Below are 24,320 nucleotides of genomic sequence, written 5' to 3'. Positions count from 1 at the left end.
TATTACTACCCTCAGCTCAGTAAGTACCCAAATGCACTCACACAATACGTAATCTACCGCTATGTTTGTTAAATTTATTTTAACAAAATAGTTACATCGTGAGCAAGCAAATACGACCGAAGTCTTATAACAAAAAAGCCTTAAAATTCATCATAAATTTTCCAAAAGTACTTTGCGCTTTTGTTCATACTCTTCTTGTGTAATTAACCCTTCTTTTTTAAGTTTTTCAAGGGTTTTGAATCTCTTTATTAGCGTATCTTCATTCGGTTTTAACGCTTCCTTAAGGTTCTCTGTTGATGATATCGTTTTCTGCAACTCTTCTAGGTTTACGGTTACCCAATCAGTTCTATCAGGCTTCATGGACATACCTGAAAAAGTGAATTGTAGTTTTTCGCTAAATTGAAATTTCGACGCAGCTCGGTCACCGTAATTAAAGTCGTATTCAACAAGGCCTTGGTTGGTGGGATCGTAGGCCATTTCATACGCGCTGTTAGCTAGTCGGTTGTATTCGCCAATGATGAGATTAAGCAAGCCATCGTTGAAAAACGCCCTACCTGCAATAAAGTAAGTTTGTTTCTTTAACCCTCCTAGGGCTCTTTTTTCTCTCGCTAACGAAAATAAAATATCTTGCTGGGGGCTCGCTTTTTTTAGGCCTATGGCTAAATATTTCGCGAGGTTGCTTTGTTGTTCTTCTGTAAATAGTGGCTCAGTAGTATTTTTATTTTTTACTATTTTTATACTGGATAAGAATTTTAATACATCTCGTTCATTGAGCACGACTGGTTGAGAATTTTTTTGTGCTATTAATTCACTTTCTGTGATGTCGAATTTTCTTGATTTTTTTCCTTCAAAATTATTGTCTTGTATTTTGATAACCGTATTTTCATCCTCACTCCATAAAATAGTATTTGATGAAAATGATGGTGTGGCGAAAAATATTGAAATAATAGCCAATTGAATTTTTAACGTTAATTTCATCATAATCGAGTACCAATTAAAGCTGAGCATTATTTAAAACCGCTTACTGGAAATGCCACTTATCACTAAAAAACTACTTAAATAGGGAACAAAATTGCTCCCTATTTAAGCTAACAATTAGAAGAAAATGGTTCCGCCTAATTGAATAAGCGTGAGATCTTCTGCGCTGTTATATATTGATTGAGCAGTTTCAGAGCCAGTGACGTCCAAACTCAAATTTTCATACTTAGCGTAAATAAGAAAACGAGAACCAAAATACTGTTCCGCTGCTATGCCCCATTGGCTCAGTTCAGAGCCCACTACGCCATCTAAGTGCGCCATACCGTATTGGTCGTTATAGCTTGCGTATTCTGCGTAAAATGCTGAATCACCAAACCCGTTATATTGCTTGCGAATACCCGCTTTAAAGTAGTAAGCATCCGTGTCATCACCAGAACCGACAACCGCGTCATCAGTTTCTTCCATTTGATAGGTGGCCACCCCAAACATGCCAGATTCTAAGTGCATTGCCCCGGCTTGAAATTGAAGGGTCGTAGAGCCATCGCCACCCACGTTGGTGCCGCCATCTTTATTCACCGAATACCCGCCATGTAGGTTTGTTTTAAACCCGCCATGTTCAGCTGAGTATTTAACCGCGATATCGTATATTTCATCGTTTGCATAGCCTACCGCTACACTAAAATTACCCATTTTAGGTAAATCATAACGTACGCCATTGCGGTAAATCCCGTTACAGTCAAGGCCTATGCCCAGTCCTGGGGTGGCCAAGCACTGTGCAAATTGCCCCCACGCCACATTGGTTGAGCCTTCGTCTATTCCCCGAATGAAAAAACCGTTTGCTCTGAACAATGGGGAAATACCTGACCAAATAGTGCCGGATGGGTCGGCAAGTACAGCAATGTTATCAGTGGGTAAGCTTTGTAAGCCGATAGTGACTTTTCCCCAATCGCCGCCAATATGAAGGCTACTGCCTAGAAGCCCAATATCGCCACCATTGAAGGTGTCTAAGTTATCTTGATTGGCAAATAACAGTGGTGTTTGATGGCCGCCGCCACCATAGTTCGGTGTACCGGAAAGCGGTTCAATAATAACTTCAAACCCTACGTCTAAACCATGCTCTTCAAGTTTGTAATCTCCCGATAGGGTAATGCGACTACCAAGTGTGGTGCCATTATCTGAAAGCTGGGCAACATCACTGCCAACACCATCATCGTAATAGGTTAACCCTTCGTTAATCCAACCTGAAATATTCCAAGAGTATTTTTCGTCCTCAGCATAGCTTTTCAAACTTAAGGTACTTAAAATAGCGATAGATAAATATGATTTAACAAGTAATTTATTTTTCATTTTACTGTCCCAGTGTGAGTGGTATTTTTTAATAATGAGAATTTAATCTTTTCTCATATGCCCTAATTTAAATTTCGGGTGTCAGTAAAATTGATAATAGATTTATATAGTTTTTGAACCATTGGACGTAAGGCTTGTTAGCCTCGTCCTTTAGGACTAAGAAAAATTAGGCGCATAACGCCTAATCTATACCTTTAATTTAAAAGCTCGCTAAATTAAAATTTAGCTTTCACATTTAAACTCACCATGCGAGGTTGGGCTGGCCCTACAAATAAGGGGCTTTCTACATCAGGGTAAATGTCTTCTAATACTTCATCAGCCTCGCCATAAGTGCCGAAGGTTTCATATTCTTTATCGAACACATTGTTCACTCGTAGTTGGGCACTAAAGGTGTGATTAAACTGATGGTTCAAGTAAAGATTAGTCACCACATAGCTATCTAAGGTGTCATTTTCGTTGGCTTCATCACCTCGGAAGTATTGGCTAGATGCTAAGATAACTTCTGCGCCTAATCTGGTTTCTTGGCTTAACGGGTAGTCTAGATAAAATTTGATATTGTGCTTTGGTTGTCCAGGAATAGTGTCACCCGCTTCAACTTGTCTATTTGCCCCTAACGGATTAAAAGGACTAAAAGAGGTGAAGGGAGACTCGAACGTCGCGTCTAGATAGTTGTAATTAAATCGATAATCAAGCTTTTTCCAAAATGAGCTGATACTGAATTCAACGCCCTGTCTGCGGGTAGCGTCGATATTAATAAAGTAGCCTCTCGATGCGACTGAGCCAGCTTGCTGAAAAATGATGTCATCTTCACTCTCACTACGATAAACATTTAGCATCATGTCGATGTTATTAAAAGTTGCGACATAGTTAGCTTCAATAGTTTGTGTAACTACCTGAGCTAATGGCGGATCGGCAACGAAACCATTGGGTAATCGGCACGGATCTTCTTCGTCCGCACAGCTTAATTCTGCTGGGCTTGGTGCTCTAGATGACTGGCTAAAAGCTAGGTTTAGCTGCGACGTATCACTAAGCGCAATATCTAACCCTATGGCGGGATTAAACTGCGTAAATCTATGGTCACCATCAAGAGAATCATCACCGTCTTCACTTAAATCTTCCATTAGCACATGGTCGCGATTGAAGCGGCCACCAATGTTTAGCGATACTTTATCTGTAAGTTGGGTGGTATTAACAAAGAGTAACGACCACGCAGTGGTGTCTACATCAAGCCTTACTCTTTCTTCAGCAGATTGGATCCCTTGAAGTGGAATAACCGTACGGGAATCGCTAGCGGTATCATTCTCTAATATCCCAAAGGTGGTATCTGCTGAATAATTGATATCACCTTTATTGTAAGTAGCCCCTATCACCAGCACAGATGGTTTGCCTAATAATTCATAATTACTGGCAAGCTGAGAAGAAACCCCGAAAGCTTCTGAACTTGATAACCCCGTGTTGTATGTGCCGTCTATCTCATCGGGTGATACATTTGAAATATCTGATAGGGCAGTTTCTTCATCGTAGCCAATGAAAGCAACGGCTTCTACATCATCGCCAACCGTGGCTAGTTCGTCATCATCGTCGTCGTCGTCATCGTCATCGCCATCAAAATCATCGTCATCGCCATCAAAATCATCATCATCGTCGTCATCTTCCAGCTCACACAAGGTGATACGGCCATCGCTAAATTGGCATGCGCCAAAGTCGCTGTCATCACCATTTATGCTGGTGGTTTCATTGTCGCGGTAAAAGGCGTTGAACGAGAGAAGGTGATTGTCGCTTAGCTGTAGGTCTCCAGAAAGGCTGAAGTGATGTAGCTCATTGTTCGTTTGATCGGGATGAGTATACACCGCTTCGCGGCCTTCTATTTCTAGTAGTTCAATTGGTGAGGCACCATTGCCTAATAGCTCGCTATCGGCATATAAGTAGTTAAAATCGATTCGTCGCTTACTGTCCTGGTAAGACACGGCGCTGAATACTTGATTTACCTCTGAAGGCGAGTAATCCCGCCACCCATCTTCTTTATAATGATTGGCATTAATGTAATAGCCCCAATTACCATTATTTCCACCAGATTCTATCGATAGCGCTGACTGACCGTATTGCCCTACAGTGGCATCTACTTCGTTGGCATCGAAGGAAAAGCCAGTTTTGGTATTTAGTGCCAGTGCGCCACCTAATGTATTTTGGCCGAACAGGGGATTAGAGCCCGAATACAGCGCCACCGTATCGATAGCATCAAGAGGCATAAGATCCCAATTTACGGTATCGCCAAACGCCTCGTTAATTCTGCCACCATTCATGTACACCGAGATACCTTGAGGTAAGCCGAGCAGTGGTGACGCGGTAAAACCTCGGTATTGTAAATCGGGTTGAAACGGATTGTTTTGCGCATCATTCAAATTCACGCTGGCAAATTGGGACTTTAAGAGTTCTGGCAGAGAGCGACTTACGCTTGTTTCTATCTCTTCTTGAGATATGGATTGAACACTACCAAAAATTGGCACTGCATCACTGCCGGTTTGCAGTGCGGTTGCTCCATGAACTTCTATTACCTCTACTTCACTGTTTGGCTGTTGGCTGTCTGTTTTAGTATTGGCATAGGCTGGACTGCAAAGTGCCAATGACACGCTTGAAGCGATGAGTGCGTAAGATAAAGGTGTTGTGTTTTTTATTATCATGATTCTGATTCTTCAATGAACGAGTATGCAATCAGTATCGTGTAGGTGGTTCCCGAAAAATATCCTCCTAAAGGGGGAGGAAGAGTCGTAAATTGGTAGTATATAAAAGTCCTAAGTAGCGGATTTTTATTATGCAGGGCTATAACTTACGCTAGCATTGGTGTCAATTTTGGCGAGCGTGTTTTTACACCACAGGTCACGGGTCGACGCTTGATTATCTTGCGCTCCATAAATGAAAATCTCACCATTAAACTGTGCTACCCCTAGTGCGTAACACTCCCCGTTTGTACGAGGTTGCCAAAACGAAGCGCCAGTCACGGTATCTATCAAATAATGATGGAATTGGGTATCTACTCGATACACCCAGTGATTGCCAATACACTGGAACCTGTTCTCCGGGTTTTGTGCCGACTGTGCGGATTGTGTAGAACGTACGGCAAGCTTATGCAGTAATCTAGGTAATACAGGTAGGTTATCTAATGACAACAACGAGGCAAAGTTTGCAGCGAGCAGCGCAGTTTCGCTGTCTTTTACCTTGTCCTCATTCTTATTCTCAACCTCAACTGTAGGAGCCCAGTTATCGTTTATCGGCGCGTCTTCGTTCTTATTTTTAACGCCAACTTCATGGATAGCAGCTTGGCAAACATGCACACTGCACAGGTAGTCGACAAACGGTGATAATTTTAAAGGCGAGTGCGGCTTGCTATACCGAGAATGCGTTTGTTGTTGAAAATCTCTAATAAGTCGCTGCACTGTGTTGGGTAATTTAGTGTCGGTAAATAATCGAGGTTTGGCTTCAACATTGAGGTCAGTTAATAGGGACACCACATTTTTATGTGCAACTGTACGCGCTTGAGCATTGGCCTTTGAATTATGTACAAACCGAAGAGCAATCATGCCCGCATGGTTTACTTCATCATCAATAAAAAAATGGCCTAAAGCGTCAGAGCTGCATTCAACCTTTTTTTGAACCAGGCTTTCAATCTTACTTTTAATCAGGCTTTCGACCTTAAGCAAGTCGTGAGTGAATTCCTGTGGCACCCACCACGTAGACACGTAATTTTCTGTTGGTCTCAAATGGGGATTACTTATTTGGGGAGTGCTCATATGATGAGTACTTATAGGGTAGCTGCTCATAGGTAAAACAGAGTCTGAGGTCTCGCGCTTCAAAGTGTTTAAGGGCGCTTCAGCAACCTTATCATGAGGCATAGCATCGCCTGACTTAGCATGAAAACCTCTAGCGCCAACCTTTGCGATAGCCTGGCTACATAATGATATTATTTCATTACCGTCAGTATCTGCGCCACGGACTAAAAGGGTGCTATGACTCCCCTTGTACCATGTTTTCTTATAATCAATTAAGTCGTCAAAACTAATCTCTAATACTGAATCTGAAAAGCCGCCGGCATGTTGATAGGCCATGGGGCTGGTATCATTTCGGCGTATTGCAATGTTATTGGCATAATCGATATTGCCTTCAAGCAGCGTGAGCTCGTTAACGAGTACGCCATTTCGCTCTGCTTCAAAAGCGCATTGGGAGAAATGGGTATTTGTAAGGCCACTATATAAGTATTGGATCGCACTGATGAACAGCGCTTTATCTTCGGATTGGACATAAAAATACGTACAACCAGCGTAGGTCGTTGCGTTGATAGCTAAGGGTAACAATGCATTTGCTACAAAAAGTTCATGATCGGCAGGGTAGTACGGCGACCCACGAAAGCACATGTGTTCTGCCAGGTGAGAGATGCCAGAATGATCATGTGCTGGGGTATTTACAACGAATACTCCCGTGAATGGTGATACGCTTCCTTTAGGGCTTTGAGCATGGTGTGGTACATATCGAATATCAATCATGACTAAGCGTTTAAGTATTTAAACGGTAAGGTCTTGTATCGTCTTCACAGGAATATTGTTTTTCACTGTGCGAAATTTTAAAGTTGAGCTTGTCTGTTGCCCAGCTTTGTCGGTAATTGTTTTCATTAAATGATGATCTGGTGACTTATCGCACACGGGGTCAGTTTTGTGCATATCACCGGTGAGTAAAAAGGCTTGGCAGCGGCATCCGCCAAAATCTTTGTCTTTTTCATCACAGGTTTTACAGAGCGAGGGCATCCAGTCATCGCCTCTAAAATGATTAAAGCTAAAATCGTGTTCCCAAATATTCTGCACCGAGGAGTCTTTTACATTAGGAAAGGTAAGGGGAAGAATTTTGGCGCTATGACAGGGCAGGGCACTGCCATCTGGCGTTACCGTTAAAAAAGTAGTTCCCCATCCATTCATACACGCCTTGGGGCGATTTTCATAATAATCGGGGGTGACAAACATAAACTTAGGGCCCACACCATCTTGCTGGTCTCTATAACGGTTAACGGCCTGCTCAGCTTCCTCTAGCTGGTTTTTTGTTGGTAGTAAGTGCTCACGATTTTCGTACGCCCAACCATAATATTGTACTGTGGCAAGCTCTACAAAATCGGCCTTAAGCTCAGTACTAAGAGCCATCACTTCTTCAATTTCATGAATGTTTTGCGCAGTAATACAGAAGTTCAACACCATAGGGTAGTTATAGGCTTTAACTAACTTGGCAATATTCAGTTTTTGTTTGAACGAGTGGCGTTTATTGCCAATAAGGTCGTTAACTTCGGCATTCGCTGACTGAAAACTAAGCTGAATATGATCAAGCCCCGCGTCTTTTAATTTGGCGATGCGCTTTTCTGTCATGCCTATGCCAGAGGTGATCAAGTTGGTGTAAAAGCCAAGTTCGCGGGCATAGGCTACCAACTCTTCTAAGTCCTTTCTTAATAAGGGTTCTCCGCCAGAAAAACCTAACTGAACCGCACCCATTTCCCTCGCTTCTCTAAACACCTTTTTCCATTGAGAAGTGCTGAGTTCGTTAAAGGTTTCTTCCATATTCACGGGGTTAGAACAATAGGGGCAATGTAGCGGACATTGATAGGTTAACTCAGCGAGTAGCCATAAAGGTGGTGTCGTAGCTTTGGCAGGTTGTGAAGCCTTGGTAGCTTGTGAAGACTTAGTAGCTTGCGATGCCTGGTTAGTCATAAACCACCCACTTTTTCTCTTCAGCGTGTTGTAGAAAAGTGGCTACGTCATCTTCTAAATCTTCAGGTGCATTGGGGAATGCTTTTCTAAGTGCTACTGCAATATCATCAGTGGTGCGCACACCATCAACAAGGGTTAAAATTTCCGACGCCGATGGGTTTAATTTAATCATGCCTTCGGGAAAGAGAAGCACATAACCATCTTGCACTTTTTCGTATTGTAAGCGAAACAAGGGGTTCATCGATGGGGTTTTTATTATGCTTGTCATTAGAATCTCCCTGTATGGCAAATTTGTTGATCTGCAATGCCATCGAAAGGTTTTCTGCCATATTCGTAGGCAAAACAGATGGCGTCGGCAATGCTCCACAGAATATCTATTTTAAATTGAAGAATGTTCAAAGCACGCTCTTGCTGCTCGCGGGTAACAAAGTGCTCGAGGGTTATTTGAAGCCCGTGTTCTACATCGCGTCTTGCTTGCCCTAAACGCATTTGAAAATAGGTAAATCCTTCTTGGTTTATCCACGTGTAATGGGTAGGCCAGGTATCAAGTCGGCTTTGGTGTATTTCAGGGGCGAACATTTCGGTTAGAGACGAACACGCGGCTTCTTGCCACGATGCGCGGCGTGCAAAATTCACATAGGCGTTTACCGCAAATTTAACACCGGGCAATATGTGAGATTCATCAAGTAATTCATCGCGGTTAAGCCCTACGGCTTCTCCTAAGCGAAGCCAAGCTTCAATACCACCTAAACTGGTATCACCTTCACGGCCGTCATGGTCGATAAGCCGTTGGATCCACGTGCGTCTTACTTCTTGGTCTTCACAGTTTGCTAATATGGCGGCGTCTTTAACCGGAATAGCCATTTGATAATACAGCCTGTTTGCCACCCATCCTTGTATTTCTTCTTTGCTGCAATGTCCTGCATTCATTCGTTTATGGAAGGGGTGATGAATATGGTAGTAAGCGCCTTTAGCGCGTAGTTGTTGTTCGAATTCTTCTTTAGTCCATGCAGGTTTCAACATGTTACACCTCTATTTGCATGCCATCGTAGGCCAACTCTATATTCTGCTCTTGTAAGGCATGGAAGGCTGATGAATCTTCATTCAGCACGGGATTAGTGTTGTTAATATGAATCAGCACTTTGCGCTTAACGTTGAAGCGATTAAGCAGCGCAATGGCGCCATTTTCACCATTTACTGGCATGTGCCCCATTTGGGTACCGAGTTTTTGGCTAAAGCCATACTCAATCATTTCCTCGTTCACCCATAAGGTGCCATCGAAAAGAACGCACTCAGCGTTGGCCATAACCTGCTTTACCGTGTCATTGGCTTGCATGCATCCTGGTGCGTAAAACAACACATGTCCTGTTTGGGTGTCGGTAATTTTAAGGCCAATGTTGTTGCCCGGGACAATGTTATCGCGGTAAGTAGAATAGGGCGGCGCGTTCGACTCTAGCACTACAGGTTGGAATAAAAGTCCATCCGCGCCTTCAGGCACAAAGGTATGGTTAAAGTCAGTACTAATTGAGCGTTGATGAAGGCCACCGTGCCAATGTTTCAGTACAGTAAACAAAGGAAAGCTGGTGGTTAAGTCTTCTTTTACCACATCGGTGCAATAAACAGGGAGTGGCAGGCCTTCTCTTAAGGTAAGCAAGCCGGTGGTATGGTCTATTTGGCTGTCGGTTAGCACTATAGATGAAATACGTGTGCCTCGGGCAACGTGCTCTTCAGGCCAAAGTTGCGGGTGGCTATTTATTTGCTCCCGTAAATCGGGCGAGGCGTTAATGAGTACCCATTTGTTACCATCTACACTAACCGCAATGCTCGATTGAGTACGTGGGATTGTCTTAATAGTTTGCTGACGTGCGCCTTTGCAATTCTCGCAATGACAATTCCACTGAGGAAAACCGCCACCTGCGCCTGCGCCAAGAATCAATACCTGCATAACTACTCCTTGGGTAATTGAAAAAGGCTGCAATAGCAGCCTTTTGATTACTTATCACAATGGCTTTGGTTTAGCGGTTGCTGATATATAGCGTTACTTCAAAACCTAGGCGCATTTCAGTGTATTGAGGTTTAGTCCACATTGTCATTTCCTCTGTCTTTTGGATGAGTTCAATATGAGTATATGTTGATTATCTGTTAACAGATATCCTTCTAAAGGAGGAGAATTACCATGAATCATGATGATTTTCGGGTAGTGGCTAAGCGTTGCAAATAGGCCAATAGAAGTGGGATGGGTCGGCCGGTGGCCGAATTAGCAGTACCATATTTAAATGCGGTACCAGCCACGTCCATATGAGCCCAAGGAAAACTCTGAGCAAAGCGAGATAAAAAGCAACCTGCGGTAATCATACCCGGAGAGTTTTTCCCTGCGTTAGTCATATCCGCATGGGAAGAGGCTATAGCGTCTTGATATTCAGGCCACAGCGGAAAGGGCCATATTGGGTCGTGGCTTTGCTCTCCGGCTTTAACTAGCGCTTGTTCTAGCGAACGAGAGTTGCTCATTACACCGCTGCACGTGTGCCCTAACGCGGTAATGGCAGCGCCGGTTAGGGTGGCGATATCTATGACAGAGTGAGGGGAAAACCGTTCGCTGTAACTTAGTGCGTCACACATTAGCATGCGCCCTTCAGCGTCAGTGCTTATAACTTCAACAGTTTGTTTGGAGTGGGTAGTAATAATATCACCGGGCCGGTAGGCGTTGCCGCCAATGCTGTTTTCAGCGGTAGCCAATATTCCAATGATATTAATATTCAAGCCTAACTCGGCAGCTGCTTTTATTACACCAAGTACGCAAGCTGCACCTGCCATGTCGTAAATCATGTGATGCATGTCACCACCGCGTTTTAGGGTGATGCCACCAGAGTCAAACGTTACACCTTTACCTATTAAGACTATTGGCTTGGTGTTTCTGCTGTTGCCTTTGTCGGTAATGCTATCGTCGTTTTCACCGCTATGGGCATTATTACCGCTATGGGCATTATTACCGCTATAGGCACTGTCACTACTCTCGGCATTTTCAGAGTAATTACCTGAATAATGAATTACCGGCATAGACGCAGGGAATGCCGACGCGCGATTAACCGCTAAATACGCATTCATGCCCAGTGCTTCTAACGCATCTTGATTGATTATCTTAGTGGTAACTTGAGAGTAGGTGTTAGCGAGTATTTTAGCTTGTTCAGCCAAATACACGGGGGTACATAAATTCGCTGGCATGTGAGATAAATCTCGCGCTAATTCCATACCTTGTGCCAGTGCTGCTTCATAATTAATGCAGGCTAGTAATTCATCTGAAATGTCGCCCGATGCTAACGTTGAGTCCGCACTAAGAGCCTCGCCTGACACTTCATCTAACGTGCTATCTAAAACTAAGCCAGCTGCCATGTCTGTTGATGATACTTGTATATTTAAGCGTGTCACTTTCTTCGCCGCTAAGCAGGGGGCCGATTTATATCCTGCAAACTGGTAATAACAAAAGTGAAATGCTCGCAATAACTGGCTAACAAATGTTATTTCTTGCTTACTCTGTTTACTTGCTTCTTGCAAACTGCGAGAAACAGCACGGCAAGGTAGCACCAAAGTGATCGTTGCCGCTTTTAACGAAAGGGCGTACTTAAACATATCAATAAATAGTTTGCGAGTGCCATGAGAAGCCGAGGGATGATCAAAACTAATATTGAGGTTTTCCTCTAGAGCACCCACTCCCCATATAAGCCATCGTTTTGCAGCCGCCCCTACAGGTCGATGCAATAAAATGCTTTGCCCCTTAGCGCCTATAAACGCTTCATCAACAAATACCTGCTGAATAAAAGTTTGCGTGCTCTTGGGGAGGTTGCTAATGGTGGGGTTTATATCTGCCGACGAGCAAAGCCAAATCACGCAATCTGCGTCTATGTCGTGCAAGTTGCACTCGGGTACTAATATCACGTTTGTCATGTGTGTCGTGTTTGTCATAAGCGGCCTTGTTGGTCAGGACTTTTTTATGCGCTGTTCTTTCCGAGGCTCTTTTTTCCAAAGCCAGCAGTAGCCGGTTTTGGCCTAAAGCTTCTTACTGCCAGGGTAAAGGTAATAAGGGTAAGCATGGAGACAATCATAAGCTCTTTTGTTGCAAGCTTTTCATATAACCCGAAGCGCAGCAGTTCAACGCCGCTGGTAAACGGATTGAAGGCGCATACTTGATATAACCACTCACTTGCTTCTTGCATTTTCCACAACGGGTAAAGTGCGCTCGAAAGGAAAAACATAGGAAAGATAACGAAGTTCATGACACCAGCAAAGTTCTCTAATTGCTTAATCGAGTTGGCCAGTAATAAGCCTAGCGCGCCAAGAAAAATCGACAGTATTGCAATGATGGGCAGCGCGTAGACATAACCCATTAAGGGTAACTGCACGTCAACAAGTAACGCAAAGCAAAAGAATAAATAAACCTGTATTGCTGAAACCAGTGTATTGGCTACTAACTTACTGCATAACAAAAATGATCGGGGCACTGGGCTCATTAGCAGTACCTTCATGCTGCCCATTTCTCTATCGTAAACCATAGATAATGAACTCTGCATACTATTGAAAAGGATAATCATGGCGCCTAAACCCGGCACAATGTATTCCTCATAAAGAATGTAAGTCTCGTAGGGCGGGATCATAGAAAGCCCTAGCGCCGAACGGAAACCAGCCGCAAATACAAATAGCCATAACAAGGGGCGAACTAAGGCACTTAATAATCGCGAGCGCTGTTGCCAAAACTTCAGCATTTCACGATTTAAAACACCCACAAAACAGCGCCAGTACATCATGGCAGGTCCTGGGCTTTAGCCTGCGTAGCTTTTTCGTACTTACAGTAGGTATTGATATTATGCTGCACGAGTGAGTACCTCCCAAAGCTGATGAATATCTAGGGCCTGATGCTTAGCAAGCAATGCCGAGCAAATATCTCGTTCTACTAGTCGGCCATTTAACAATATGGCAAGGGGATCAGTTAGCGATACCTCTTCAAATAGATGGGTAGCCCATAACACAGTTACGCCTTGTTTCACTGCTAGGTCATGAACCACCGAATGAATTAACTGCCGAGAGACAATATCTAACCCTACAGTGGGTTCATCGAGTAACAAGGTGCTGGGTTGGTGAATAAGGCATCTTGCCAACTCAACACGACGGCGGTGACCACCATTTAAATGTCGGATTTTAGTATTCAGACGGTCGCTAAGATCAAGTTCGTTTAATAAGTCACTAATGCGTAGAATTGACTTATCTGGAGCCAGCCCATGGAGGGATGCAAAGTAGGCTAGGTTCTGCTTTACGGTAAGGTCGATATCTAAGGTGCTTTGTTGAAATACCACGCCAAGCTGTTTCATTATTGGCGCACGGTTATGCGTTATAGTACTGCCATTAAATAGGATATTGCCACGGCCAATCCGTTGTAACCCTGTGAGCAACCCAAATAGGCTGCTCTTACCTGCGCCATTAGGACCAAGTAAAATATTAAAACCCGGTTTTAAGGTAAGTGAAATGTCATCAAGGGCTATCACTTTACCGTAAGTGTGGCTAACCCCCTGAATATCTATTTCCATTTAACGGCAATTCCCCATGGGTAACGCCCCACCTTAACCGTCTTTTCAACATTGAGCGTTTCAGTATTAATTACCGACACGTCACCGCTTACTCCGTTTGTAGTGAGTAATAATGATTGGTCTTGGTTAAACGCTAATTGCCACACACGTCTACCTACCACTATGTATTTTTCTATTTCAAACGTATTGGTGTTTACCACGGCAACACGGTTTGCAGGGCCAAGGGCAACAAACGCGTAGGGGGAGTCTCGCATCAACAATATCCCCACGGGTTGTATCTTGTCGCGGTACACGCCTTTTACATCAAAAGACAAGGTATGTGCTTTTTGCTTGGTTTGAGTATCAAATATGGTGACTGTGCCGCCAATTTCAGAGCTTACCCAAAGATGTTTATCGTCGGCGGTGAAGTGGGCGTCACGTGGGCGAGCATCCACTAAGCTATTGGCAATGTTCTCGTGGGTGTTGGTGTCTATCCAGTGCACCATGTTTGTTGTTTCTGAAGTAACCACCATCATACGGCCGTCATGGCTTACCGCTAACCCTTCGGGCTCAACCCCTACATCTATTTGTGCAATTACCTGACTGGAGGGAATATCGATAACGGTGAGCAGGGCATCGTCTTCATTGGCGGTGTAAATGGTAGTGCCATTGGGATGAAGGGCTATAGTTTCAGGGTCTTCACCTGACGGTAAGTCGCCTACGATGGTATGGGTGTCTAAATCGATAATTTGAATGCGATCTGAATCTGAGGCGCAAATATAAGCATGCGATTGATCGGCACTTAATATAAAGCCCCTTGGACGCTCGCCAATGTCTAATGTATCAGTCACTTCAAATGTATTCATATCAATAACTGATAGGGTATTGTCTTTTTCATTAGTTACATACGCCCGTGGCATAGCGCTGACACTCAGGCTGGTGACCCACAAACTTAGTAACGAAATACCAGTGACTAAAAATCGCGTTCTCATAGGGCGTCCTTACAAGTAGTGGTGGCATCACCTAGGGTGTCTAATTCATCGAGTTGGTGTAAAAAACCAGACAGGGGAGCGTGGGTCACAAGCGCTTCTTCGTGTGCTAGCGCCATAGGCTGGCGAAGTTGTCGAGTGCCTTTTCTGAAAGTTAATTGCCTACCTTTATACGCCGCAATACTCAGTTGACCCTCTACTAATGCGTTAAATAATCGTGTACCTGTAACAGACTCATGCATTTGAGAGTCATTATTTTTAAAATCACTGCTATCACTTCGCTGCAAAGCGGTCGATATAGCAATAATGGCGGCATAAGCAGCAAAGTCTACTTCATTCATAGTGCGTGAAAACTTGTCTTTAAAGCGATTCTGAAGCTGTCTTGCGCCCCATTGCTCATGAGTAAAATGCCACCCTAATGGTTTCAAACCTGCCGAACCCATAATGGGCACAATAAGGTGGGTATTAAACGGTAAGCTGTAGGCATACTGACTTTGGGTGTCGGCAGCAAAAATAGCGTCGTAAGGTTTCTTAGTTCGAGTGAAAAGGGGGATTTCAGAAAAAGCAGAGCGACGTAAGTCGAAGCTTGCCTGCCATGTTTTCTTTTCAACAATATTTAATTTAAATTTCTTCGCGGTACGTAAAAATGCGTCTAAGTAAGCCTCATCGCTTTCATGAGCGCCGCGCAAGGTAAGCACCGAGCTCAAACGCTTAGTTCTAAGCCACTGACCAAGCGCATCGGTTTTCATTTGGTAGCTAGGGTAGGTGTGTAAGACGTTAAGCTCGCAGTGCATGCGGCGAAATGTATCCTTACCACTGGCTACATTCACAACCAATGCGCTGGGATTAATCGACACCACTGAACGAACGGCTTCTTGATATTGAGCATCTGGGCTATCGATAAGCACCACGGGGGCATGGGTAATAGCGTCGGTAGCGGCTGAATCTAAAGCATTTATGTGGGCAAGCGTCAACGAGTAGCCTAAAAACTTTCCCGTAATATTGGCATCTTCAATACCAATTTCGGCACCCGCAATTCCTTCGTCAGTAGGGCTAATTAAATACGAAGGCGTGCCCGCGGGCGTAGGGCGTTTCAGCTTAAGATAGACCATGTTCGTAGTGTTTTGCTGAGCTTCAGCTTGCCCTTTATATTTGCTTCCAGACTGGATTTGGGCATGAACATGAGCATGCAAGGCTGATACGCTTAGCAGTAAGGTTGATATTCCTATCCATACTTTTGCTTTTTTCATAAACCAGCGAAGGGCTTTATTCACACTTCTATTCACACTTCTTATTTGAAAGTGTGCCTTTTGTCAGTCGAGATACAAAAAGGGTATATGGCATTATTCCCGAATAACATCCTCCTAAAGGAGGAATGCTATGGCGCTAAAGTATCATTCGAGAATACCCAACTGCGCATTAGTATAAAAAGCACCTAGCGTAAACAGAGTTTTCAAAGTGTCAGGTTTTCGAATTACCTTATTTTTTCCTTTAATTTTACTTTGCTGGTGGAGTGCGAACGTCGCCGCTCGGTCTTTTGATGACATTATCGAAAGCAAGTACATCAATATAGCGGTTTACAACGATTACCCTCCTTATTCATATTTAGACGCTGATACCGCTAGGGGAATAGATGTCGATATTGCTAAAGAAATTGCAGCTAAGCTAAACGTGGAACTTATCTTAACTTGGATGACGCCAGGAGAGACAACTGAAGATGATTTCCGCAACTTTTTGTGGAAGGGCCACATCATTCACAAAGTAAAAGCTGATTTGATGATGCGTGCTCCTTACGACCGTTCATTTTCCCAAAAACGAGACGATATAGGCTTGTTGGCCAATGAATTAGTTCATATGTTTGCTCCCTACCACCAAGAAAGCTGGCAGATAATTCACAATACTGAGCAATTGCCAGAGGTAGAGACCATGGCGATGTTTCAATACCACAAGATTGGCGCTGAAATTGACAGTATTCCTCATTTTTACCTCACCTCTGCCTTTGGCGGGAGGTTAAGAGAGAACACAACGCAATATACCAGCAACGAACTCGCCATTGGTGCCATGAAAAAAGGGGATGTTGATGCGGTAATGGGGCTTCGAACACAAATCAGTTATTTGTCCCAATTTGTTGATAACGCAAAATTTCAGCTTGCTAGTAATGCGTTCCCCTTGATAGGGAAGCAGAAGTGGGACTTAGGTATTGCAGTACATAACGACTACCGAACCCTAGCGTATGAAGTTGGTGATGTGATCACCGAGATGGTACAGACCGGAAAAATGGCGCACATTTTTAGTCAGTATCATGCCACTTATGAAATGCCTGCTTACTATGCAGTAGAGCCCTAGTTGCTCAAGCTTTTCCAATTGCTTAAATATTTTGGGCATGCTTCCTGTTAATTCCTCCTACTAAAGGAGGGGACAATTCACTCAGCCGTTCCATAGGCACGACCATTGTGCACCGCTATTCTAATTCTATCGAATAGTCTGCATGTCAGATCCATTCATGGCCAATACGCAATTAGGAAACGTTATGAATAAATCATTACCATTAAAAAGAATTGCCTTAGCTTTATTGGTTTGTGCAGGGGCAATTTCCCCCGCTCAAGCTAACGTGACCGACAAAGATATACAAAATGATCAAGCCACTACTGACGATATCGTATCCTATGGCATGGGGCTACGCGCACAGCGATACAGCCCATTGTCTGCGATTAATAAAGATACCATCGAAGAAATTCGACCAGTCTGGGCATTTTCACTCGGCGGCGAAAAGCAGCGAGGCCAAGAGTCTCAGCCTATGGTGAAAGATGGCGTTATGTATGTCACAGGTTCTTACTCTCGAGTCTGGGCTATTGATGCTATGACTGGCGAAGAACTATGGCAGTACGAAGCCCGTTTGCCCGATGGCATTATGCCTTGTTGTGATGTTATTAATCGTGGCGTTGCCTTGTATGATAACTTGGTTATATTCGGCACACTAGATGCCAAACTGGTAGCCCTTGATAAAGACACGGGCAAAACCGTTTGGAAGAAAAAAGTAGAAGACTATAAAGCCGGTTACTCTATTACTGCTGCGCCTATTATTATTGATGGCATGGTGATCACAGGGAATTCGGGCGGCGAGTTTGGTGTTGTGGGTAAGGTATACGCTTATGACGCTAAGACCGGCAAACAAATTTGGGTTAGACCTACCGTCGAAGGCCACATGGGCTATATGTGGAAGGACGGTAAAAAAACCGAGAATGGTATTTCTGGTGGTGCGCCGGGTGAAACATGGCCAGCTGATTTATGGAAAACAGGCGGAGCGGCAACCTGGCTAGGTGGCACGTACGATGCTGACACCGGGTTGTTGTTCTTTGGCACAGGTAACCCGTCTCCTTGGAATTCTCATCTTCGTCCGGGAGACAATTATTTCTCATCCTCTCGCTTAGCGATTGACCCTAAGACTGGCAAAATTGTGTGGCACTTTCAAACCACGCCTCACGATGGTTGGGACTTCGATGGCGTAAACGAGCTTATCGCGTTTGATTACGAAGAGTCAGGTAAAACGGTGAAAGCCGCTGCAACCGCGGATAGAAACGGCTTCTTTTACGTGTTGAACCGTGAAGATGGTGATTTCATCCGTGGCTTTCCATTTGTAGATAAATTAACGTGGGCTAAAGGGTTAGATGAAAACGGCCGACCACTTTATATTGAAGATGTTCGTCCAGGTAACCCATCATTATCTGATGATGGTAAGAAAGGTGCTCAGGTTGTTGCTCGCCCTGCATTCTTAGGTGGGAAAAACTGGATGCCAATGGCGTATTCACCTGATACTGGTTTGTTTTATGTACCTTCCAATGAATGGGAAATGGATATTTGGAACGAGACCACCTCGTATAAAAAAGGCGCTGCTTACCTAGGAGCTGGCTTTACGATTAAATCAGTTAATGAAGATTTTATTGGTGTGCTTCGTGCCATTGACCCTAAAACGGGCAAAGAAGTGTGGCGCTATAATAACTTTGCGCCACTGTGGGGTGGTGTAATGACCACCGGCGGCGGGTTAGTCTGGACCGGCAACCCGGAAGGCTACTTAATGGCCTTTGACGACAAAACCGGCGAGATGGTTTATAAGTTCCAAACAGGCTCAGGCATTGTAGGTTCGCCTGTAACTTGGGAGATGGAAGGCGAGCAATACGTGTCTGTGTTATCTGGCTGGGGCGGCGCAGTACCTCTATGGGGCGGTGAAGTCGCTAAGCGGGTTAAACACCTTAACCAAGGTGGCACGGTATGGACATTTAAATTGCCCAAACGCTACGAGCAGGTAGCCAAAAACTAATAGTTCATAAATACAATTGAGGCCGGTACTGTCGAAGGTATCGGCTTTTTTTATGTTTGATTTCCCCTTTATCCTCCCAAAGGAGGAGCCTTTCAAAACCAAAGTAGAGTTACCCCAATTATCACATTAAGTATAATTTTTTCATCGGCTTTTGAGGATGTATGAATGATGAAAGTAAAAGTATCTCTATTAATTACAACGCTTTTTCTAGCCTTGACGGCGCACAAGTTAGCTGCACATGGCAACGTGACGCCACAAGGCGCTGACAGCTCTGAAATGCAAAAAATTACCAATGGTGATGAGTCTGAAGATGGCTGGGTTTTTGAAAACCCTTATCGTAATTTAGACCAAGAGACACAAAAAAAAGTGTACGAGTTTGGTGAGTCAGCCTATTCCAATAATTGCGCTGTATGTCATGGTCTGCATGCGCAGTCAGGTGGCATAAATCCCGATTTACGACTGCTTGATCCAGAAAGTATGGAAGACGATGAATGGTACGTGGAGCGCCTTCGTTTTGGTTCATCAAAAGGCATGCCTGCACTAGGAGGTATACCAGAGGGACAATCAGAGCCTATTTTAGATCAAGAGACATTATGGGCCATTAAAACCTATGTAGAAGCACGCAGAATAGTAGCAATTGAAGAAGGCGAGATTGAAGTAGACTAAATATGTTCCCGTTTTGTCGGCCGGGTCGAGAAATCGCCCGGCTTTTTTATAGGCTAATGGCTTCCCAAAAAATGAAGTAGCTAAAGCGCACCCAATTATTAAAATAAATGACTTACGTTATTCAAAATAATTCTGTGCAGTATTAAGCGTTTGCGACTATTATTTTGGTAGTTCATCGGACGAAACTACTTATTTTTAGGCCTTAAATGTACATCCTGCGGTTCCTTCTCTGTTTACTTCTCATCACCAGTTTGCACGTAGATGCCCAACGTGTTGATACCGGTAAGAAAAGCGATATCGATGCGTTAAAAGTATCTATTCGTACTGAACGAGAGTTAGGAAATATTCAGAAAGCAGAGTTGTTAACGCAAAATTTGCAAGGCATTGTTGCTAAGTCTCAGAACCCCGAATTACAGGCTGACCTAGCCACCATTACGGCAGAAAATGAGATCAGCCGAACTCGATACCCACATGCTATCGAATTATTGAAATCAGCAGAGTTAGCATATTCTCGTTCGTCTAACGATCTTGCATTAGCGTATGTGTACACCATGCTTGGGTACGCCTACTACAGCATGTCTGATTATCCGTTGGCCCTCGACTATTACCATCGCGGTGAGCGGATTTACAATGCCTTAGATGATAAAAAAAGCCTAAGCATGGTTGGCAGTTATATGGGCCTAGCATTGGGCGCTATCGGCGATTATGATGGGGCTATTTTGGCATACCAAACCGCGCTTGATCATGCGATTGAACAAGGCAGTGATGCTGAAAAGTCGCAGGTATTTTATAGCTTAGGGGGTCTTAATGCCAAGATGGGAGATCACCGCAGTGCATTAGCGTATTTCTATAGTTCTCTGGAGATAGATACCAAGCGTGGCATGGTGCAGAATATTGCATTCAATAACGCCTTAATTGCTGAATCATTGCTAGCGTTGTCAGATTTTGAAGCTGCTGAATCACATGCTAATGAAGCAATTCGTCTTTTTAATGAAGTTAAATCGACTGAATACGCTGATATGTATAAGTTAACGCTCGCTAAAATACATATCGCTAGAGGTAGTTACGACCAAGCTAACGACGTTATCCAAAATGTATTGCATACTGCCAACGGGCGATTCCCAGCACTGACATTGAATGCTTTAGTCGTTGCTGCGCAGCATGCATTTCTCACTAGTGAACATGAAATTTCCATCGACTATGCTGATCAGGGAATAAAGAAAGCAAAGCAGGCAGAGCGGCTACCAATTGAAGTTCAGTTTCATGAAGCTAAGGTCAATTCGCTAGAAGCTATGAATCGCTTCGATGCGGCTTTTATCGCCCTTAAAGAACTGATGCGAGTCAAAGAAAAGCTCAACAATGAAAATAAGGTGGAAGCGATTGCTAGAGCGCAAGCGCAAACTGAGACTGTACGTAAAGAACTAGAGTTAGACTTGAAGTTAAAAGAGCAGGCACTTGAGCAAGCCGGGCTAAGCGAAAAGTTGCTTTTGAAAAATTTTTTTATTGGGCTCATCCTCATCCTATTTTCTCTTCTTTTTGTATTATACCGGCGCTATACATTGCGCAAAGCGAACGAACGCTTAGAGTGGAAAGTAAGAATTCAAACCCGAGAGCTAAGCGAAAAGAATGAACAGCTCATTCAGTCACTTAAACTAATAGAGTCCGAAAGTATCACTGATACGCTAACCGGATTGAAGAATCGCCGTTATTTACAAAAATTCATTAAAACAGATATTGCATTGTGCGACCGTGAGTTTTCCGACTGGCATCAAGGCAAAAGCCGTAAACCCATTGGTTCAGATTTATTGGTTTTCATCGTTGATATTGATGACTTTAAACAAGTAAATGACAGATTTGGTCACCAAATAGGTGACGAAGTCTTAATCGAGTTTTCTAAGCGATTAGAACATGTTTTCAGGCAGTCTGATTATATTGTTCGGTGGGGCGGTGAAGAGTTTGTTGCGGTAGCAAGGTTTGTTGATCGAAAAAGTGCCATGGTGTTAGCGCAGCGCCTAGTAAAAGCAATTAATGACACAAAATTTGAAATGCACGACAACATGGCCTTACCGATAACTTGCTCGGTAGGTTACGTATGCTATCCACTTATTCCAACTAACGTTGTCTCATGTCATTTGGAAAAACTCCTTGAGATGTCAGACGCGTGTTTATATCTCGCCAAAGCATCGGGCAAAAATACTTGGGTAGGCTTAGAGTCAGTTAATGATGAAGAAGCATTTGCTGAAGATTTCAATAAGTCTTGGTTAGAAACGCTAATTCGACAAAAAAGGGTGACAATAAGACGCGAGCCAGGGAAGTGAATTTAGCATTAATTTTAAGATGAAACGTTACCATATTCTGTACTTTTTATTGCTATTACGTATTCTAATATGTGAAATCAACGTTTGAAAACAAACCTTTAGTGATATACTTTTAATGCAGCAGAAATAGTTGCATTTCACGACGAATGTGATGAATATTGATGCGCCTAAGGTATTAAACGCACCAATATTATTAATTTTGAAGTGTGTGTTGTTTGTATAAGGAACCTACATGGTTAGGCTTTTGCTTGTGCTTTTCGCACTGCTGATTATGGTGCAAAGTACAGCTTGCTACAGCAATGCTTTATTTAATGATAAGGCGTTACAACTCGATTTAACTGGGCATATGGAATTTGCAGTCGCTGACGGTGATACCCTTGTAGGTAACGAATTATGGGTAGACGATGATAGTGAAATAAACCGCGAAACCCATCAGTATTTGCATTTTCGGGTTACCATCGAAAATGCACTTGATCAGCCTGTTCCCCTTTGGTTTTCTATTACTTTCCCTTCGATTGAGCATTTGTACGTGTCAGATGGCACCCACTCATGGATAACCGGCGACGCGCTGCCATTTTCCAGCCGAGAAGTGCTGGTACCTAACTACCATTTCCCCTTCATACTTCCTGCCAAAGATAAAATACAAATCTATGGTTATATGGAAGGAAAAATACTGCGCTACAACTTCTTTGTTGCCACCCCCGAAAAGGTGAACAAGATGTATGTCGATTCGCTGCAGCGTGATATGACATTTTTTGGCGCCATGTCGATACTCACCATTCTTAGTTTGGTTGTTTTTACTATCACAAGAAAGATGGCGTTTTTGAGTTTTGCCGGTTTTATCTTCGCTACATCATTTTGGTTTTTTAGGGTATTTGGCTACGCCTTTGAAATTTTATGGCCAAATACCCCTCAGTTAAATGACATCACTTATGCCGTAAGTATTTACGCCGTCTTGTTAACGGCAGGATGGACCGTTTTTTCTAGTTTGAAGCGCCCCAATAGGACGGTTTATGGCTTGAGGTTTGCCAGCGCCTGCGGGTTAATTTTGCCTATTATCGGTTTACTTGTATGGCGCTACATGGGGTTAGATGAAGCGCTGCGTTTACCCGTTATTTTGTTGTTTCCTTTCGTAATTTTCGCAAGCTTTGTGATTTACAAAGAACACATGAATGGCTCAGACAGGGCCAAGTGGCTGGCGGTAACGGTTTTCCCTGTAGTATTAAGTACGTTATCACTCGTGCTTATCGCTCTTTTTGAGATCGAGCTTCAATTAGATCCTATCACCATGTTCATGGTTGGCGTATTGGTTACGTGTATGTTCATGGTGATATTAGCGTCTCGGCTTTTCGTGAAAATTGTACAAAAAGAGCGTGATACCGAAAAGGCCAATGCATTATTAAAAAGCGAGCAAGCCTCGAAGCTTGAAGCATTAATTCAAGAGCGTACAAAAGCATTAAGTGCATCAAATGAGATGCTAAGAAAGCTGGCAGCCAACGATGGGTTAACGAACTTACCAAACCGAAGAAGTATCGACTTATTCGTAGACGCCAGCTTTTCATCTGAGGCGGATAGCCATCATCACATTGCAGTGGCGTTGATAGACCTAGATCACTTTAAGAATATTAACGACAGCTTTGGTCATGATGCAGGTGACACTGTTTTGATTGAAATAGCCAATATACTGCAGCCTTTGAATAATAGGGCATGCATGGCGGGTAGATTTGGTGGTGAAGAGTTTGCCATTATTCAACAAAACGTGAGTGAACAAGATTTTAGCGATACGCTTAATGATATTCATAAGCAAATCAATGCACTTAGCCTTGCGCAACTCAACGGCTTAAAAATCGGCGCTTGTATAGGTTGGACAATATGTAAAGACGCTGCCGATATTGTCTATGCATTTAGACGTGCAGATAAAGCCTTATACAAAGCAAAAGATGCGGGACGCAATAGGATCATTGCAGCAGTTCCAGATTGATTTGAGTAGTTACCCGCTAGGCTTCAATTCGTTGCTATCCCTTTTTTCCTTGTCTAAAACCCTTCACAAAACTCGCCATAAACCCGGAATAGAACGTAGTTGAGTCTCAAACTAGCATGGTGACGCTCTCACCCACTGTTCAACGCATAACTGTATGCGTCTAAAATCCCCTTCGAAAATTGCCTTATATTGCGACCAGCAAATTAATATTCTTTTTGGTTTATTGCTATCGTTGTTATCTTTTGCTCTTTGTTTTGCCGCCCCGCGTTTCACTTGAAACAACAATTTTTGACTGTTTTCTAATTTGACTTAATTGTTAGCGTTTACATTGATTGTAAATGTAATCTTAATGTTGCTTACTTATTATATTGAATTTAAAGTATTTATTTCATCTTGAAATATAAATGAAAACTATTTGTTAAAAAAG

19 protein-coding genes are annotated in these 24,320 nt (G+C 43.3%); 5 read left to right on the top strand and 14 right to left on the bottom strand.

Going from position 1 to position 24,320, the window contains the following annotated elements; genetic code table 11:
• Nucleotides 1-150: 150 nt before the first annotated feature.
• The 14 genes from AVL57_RS16290 to AVL57_RS16230 all read right to left on the bottom strand — a co-directional run bounded on the left by AVL57_RS16290 (nt 151) and on the right by AVL57_RS16230 (nt 15,884).
• Entirely contained in the window at nt 151-981 is an 831-nt protein-coding gene (locus tag AVL57_RS16290) for an SHOCT domain-containing protein (protein WP_057789559.1), read from the bottom strand.
• Nucleotides 982-1,095: 114 nt separating this feature from the next.
• Complete coding sequence (locus AVL57_RS16285) at nt 1,096-2,325, bottom strand: porin family protein (protein ID WP_057789561.1); 1,230 nt, start codon at nt 2,323-2,325, stop codon at nt 1,096-1,098.
• A 215-nt stretch (nt 2,326-2,540) separates the two neighbouring features.
• The gene (locus AVL57_RS16280) at nt 2,541-5,006 is read right to left on the bottom strand and encodes a TonB-dependent receptor (RefSeq protein WP_082604818.1); all 2,466 of its coding nucleotides are present in this window, start codon (nt 5,004-5,006) and stop codon (nt 2,541-2,543) included.
• 129 nt (nt 5,007-5,135) lie between these two features.
• Nucleotides 5,136-6,863, bottom strand: coding sequence for an insulinase family protein (locus AVL57_RS16275; RefSeq protein WP_057789563.1), 1,728 nt, complete (start codon nt 6,861-6,863; stop codon nt 5,136-5,138).
• Between the two features lie 18 nt (nt 6,864-6,881).
• The gene (gene pqqE / locus AVL57_RS16270; protein ID WP_057789565.1) at nt 6,882-8,066 is read right to left on the bottom strand and encodes a pyrroloquinoline quinone biosynthesis protein PqqE; all 1,185 of its coding nucleotides are present in this window, start codon (nt 8,064-8,066) and stop codon (nt 6,882-6,884) included.
• Nucleotides 8,059-8,334, bottom strand: coding sequence for a pyrroloquinoline quinone biosynthesis peptide chaperone PqqD (pqqD, locus tag AVL57_RS16265; protein WP_057789567.1), 276 nt, complete (start codon nt 8,332-8,334; stop codon nt 8,059-8,061). Before pqqD ends, pqqE begins: the two co-directional genes overlap by 8 nt.
• Entirely contained in the window at nt 8,334-9,089 is a 756-nt protein-coding gene (gene pqqC / locus AVL57_RS16260; protein WP_057789569.1) for a pyrroloquinoline-quinone synthase PqqC, read from the bottom strand. The genes pqqD and pqqC overlap by 1 nt, the downstream gene beginning before the upstream one ends.
• Before the next feature lies 1 nt (nt 9,090).
• A complete protein-coding gene (pqqB, locus tag AVL57_RS16255) occupies nt 9,091-10,011 on the bottom strand; it encodes a pyrroloquinoline quinone biosynthesis protein PqqB (RefSeq protein WP_057789570.1) in 921 nt (306 codons plus the stop codon).
• 70 nt (nt 10,012-10,081) lie between these two features.
• On the bottom strand, nt 10,082-10,153 hold the full coding sequence (gene pqqA, locus AVL57_RS21070; protein ID WP_073324441.1) for a pyrroloquinoline quinone precursor peptide PqqA: 72 nt from the start codon (nt 10,151-10,153) through the stop codon (nt 10,082-10,084).
• 94 nt (nt 10,154-10,247) lie between these two features.
• Complete coding sequence (locus AVL57_RS21440) at nt 10,248-12,026, bottom strand: leucyl aminopeptidase family protein (protein WP_082746067.1); 1,779 nt, start codon at nt 12,024-12,026, stop codon at nt 10,248-10,250.
• A 26-nt stretch (nt 12,027-12,052) separates the two neighbouring features.
• Nucleotides 12,053-12,862 (bottom strand): lanthanide ABC transporter permease protein PedC, encoded by an 810-nt coding sequence (pedC, locus tag AVL57_RS16245; RefSeq protein WP_057795914.1) that lies wholly within the window; start codon nt 12,860-12,862, stop codon nt 12,053-12,055.
• 60 nt (nt 12,863-12,922) lie between these two features.
• The gene (locus AVL57_RS16240) at nt 12,923-13,642 is read right to left on the bottom strand and encodes an ATP-binding cassette domain-containing protein (RefSeq protein WP_057789574.1); all 720 of its coding nucleotides are present in this window, start codon (nt 13,640-13,642) and stop codon (nt 12,923-12,925) included.
• Nucleotides 13,633-14,613: a PQQ-dependent catabolism-associated beta-propeller protein gene (locus tag AVL57_RS16235; RefSeq protein WP_057789576.1), complete on the bottom strand. Its 981-nt coding sequence runs from the start codon at nt 14,611-14,613 to the stop codon at nt 13,633-13,635. Before AVL57_RS16235 ends, AVL57_RS16240 begins: the two co-directional genes overlap by 10 nt.
• Nucleotides 14,610-15,884, bottom strand: a complete 1,275-nt coding sequence (locus AVL57_RS16230) for a type 1 periplasmic-binding domain-containing protein (RefSeq protein ID WP_231885050.1) — start codon at nt 15,882-15,884, stop codon at nt 14,610-14,612. Before AVL57_RS16230 ends, AVL57_RS16235 begins: the two co-directional genes overlap by 4 nt.
• Nucleotides 15,885-16,068: 184 nt before the next feature.
• On the opposite strand from AVL57_RS16230, the gene AVL57_RS16225 reads away from it, so the two are divergent.
• The 5 genes from AVL57_RS16225 to AVL57_RS16205 all read left to right on the top strand — a co-directional run bounded on the left by AVL57_RS16225 (nt 16,069) and on the right by AVL57_RS16205 (nt 23,893).
• A complete protein-coding gene (locus tag AVL57_RS16225) occupies nt 16,069-16,956 on the top strand; it encodes a substrate-binding periplasmic protein (RefSeq protein ID WP_057789578.1) in 888 nt (295 codons plus the stop codon).
• Nucleotides 16,957-17,140: 184 nt separating this feature from the next.
• Nucleotides 17,141-18,928, top strand: coding sequence for a PQQ-dependent methanol/ethanol family dehydrogenase (locus AVL57_RS16220; protein WP_057789580.1), 1,788 nt, complete (start codon nt 17,141-17,143; stop codon nt 18,926-18,928).
• A 165-nt stretch (nt 18,929-19,093) separates the two neighbouring features.
• Entirely contained in the window at nt 19,094-19,594 is a 501-nt protein-coding gene (gene pedF, locus AVL57_RS16215) for a cytochrome c-550 PedF (RefSeq protein WP_063456788.1), read from the top strand.
• Between the two features lie 206 nt (nt 19,595-19,800).
• The gene (locus tag AVL57_RS16210; protein WP_082604820.1) at nt 19,801-21,912 is read left to right on the top strand and encodes a GGDEF domain-containing protein; all 2,112 of its coding nucleotides are present in this window, start codon (nt 19,801-19,803) and stop codon (nt 21,910-21,912) included.
• Between the two features lie 232 nt (nt 21,913-22,144).
• The gene (locus tag AVL57_RS16205) at nt 22,145-23,893 is read left to right on the top strand and encodes a diguanylate cyclase (RefSeq protein ID WP_057789583.1); all 1,749 of its coding nucleotides are present in this window, start codon (nt 22,145-22,147) and stop codon (nt 23,891-23,893) included.
• The last annotated feature ends 427 nt before the right edge of the window (nt 23,894-24,320 follow it).

It is taken from the genome of Alteromonas stellipolaris, from assembly GCF_001562115.1.
GTDB classification, from domain to species: domain Bacteria; phylum Pseudomonadota; class Gammaproteobacteria; order Enterobacterales; family Alteromonadaceae; genus Alteromonas; species Alteromonas stellipolaris.
This window is presented reverse-complemented; position numbering and strand designations above follow the sequence as displayed.

Excerpts from the sequence above, each read along its gene's own strand:
- AVL57_RS16290 (WP_057789559.1), bottom strand. The coding sequence starts at position 981 with ATGATGAAATTAACGTTAAAAATTCAATTGGCTATTATTTCAATATTT.
- AVL57_RS16285 (WP_057789561.1), bottom strand. The coding sequence starts at position 2,325 with ATGAAAAATAAATTACTTGTTAAATCATATTTATCTATCGCTATTTTA.
- AVL57_RS16280 (WP_082604818.1), bottom strand. The coding sequence starts at position 5,006 with ATGATAATAAAAAACACAACACCTTTATCTTACGCACTCATCGCTTCA.
- AVL57_RS16275 (WP_057789563.1), bottom strand. The coding sequence starts at position 6,863 with ATGATTGATATTCGATATGTACCACACCATGCTCAAAGCCCTAAAGGA.
- pqqE (WP_057789565.1), bottom strand. The coding sequence starts at position 8,066 with ATGACTAACCAGGCATCGCAAGCTACTAAGTCTTCACAAGCTACCAAG.
- pqqD (WP_057789567.1), bottom strand. The coding sequence starts at position 8,334 with ATGACAAGCATAATAAAAACCCCATCGATGAACCCCTTGTTTCGCTTA.
- pqqC (WP_057789569.1), bottom strand. The coding sequence starts at position 9,089 with ATGTTGAAACCTGCATGGACTAAAGAAGAATTCGAACAACAACTACGC.
- pqqB (WP_057789570.1), bottom strand. The coding sequence starts at position 10,011 with ATGCAGGTATTGATTCTTGGCGCAGGCGCAGGTGGCGGTTTTCCTCAG.
- AVL57_RS21440 (WP_082746067.1), bottom strand. The coding sequence starts at position 12,026 with ATGACAAACACGACACACATGACAAACGTGATATTAGTACCCGAGTGC.
- pedC (WP_057795914.1), bottom strand. The coding sequence starts at position 12,862 with ATGTACTGGCGCTGTTTTGTGGGTGTTTTAAATCGTGAAATGCTGAAG.
- AVL57_RS16240 (WP_057789574.1), bottom strand. The coding sequence starts at position 13,642 with ATGGAAATAGATATTCAGGGGGTTAGCCACACTTACGGTAAAGTGATA.
- AVL57_RS16235 (WP_057789576.1), bottom strand. The coding sequence starts at position 14,613 with ATGAGAACGCGATTTTTAGTCACTGGTATTTCGTTACTAAGTTTGTGG.
- AVL57_RS16220 (WP_057789580.1), top strand. The coding sequence starts at position 17,141 with ATGAATAAATCATTACCATTAAAAAGAATTGCCTTAGCTTTATTGGTT.
- pedF (WP_063456788.1), top strand. The coding sequence starts at position 19,094 with ATGATGAAAGTAAAAGTATCTCTATTAATTACAACGCTTTTTCTAGCC.
- AVL57_RS16210 (WP_082604820.1), top strand. The coding sequence starts at position 19,801 with ATGTACATCCTGCGGTTCCTTCTCTGTTTACTTCTCATCACCAGTTTG.
- AVL57_RS16205 (WP_057789583.1), top strand. The coding sequence starts at position 22,145 with ATGGTTAGGCTTTTGCTTGTGCTTTTCGCACTGCTGATTATGGTGCAA.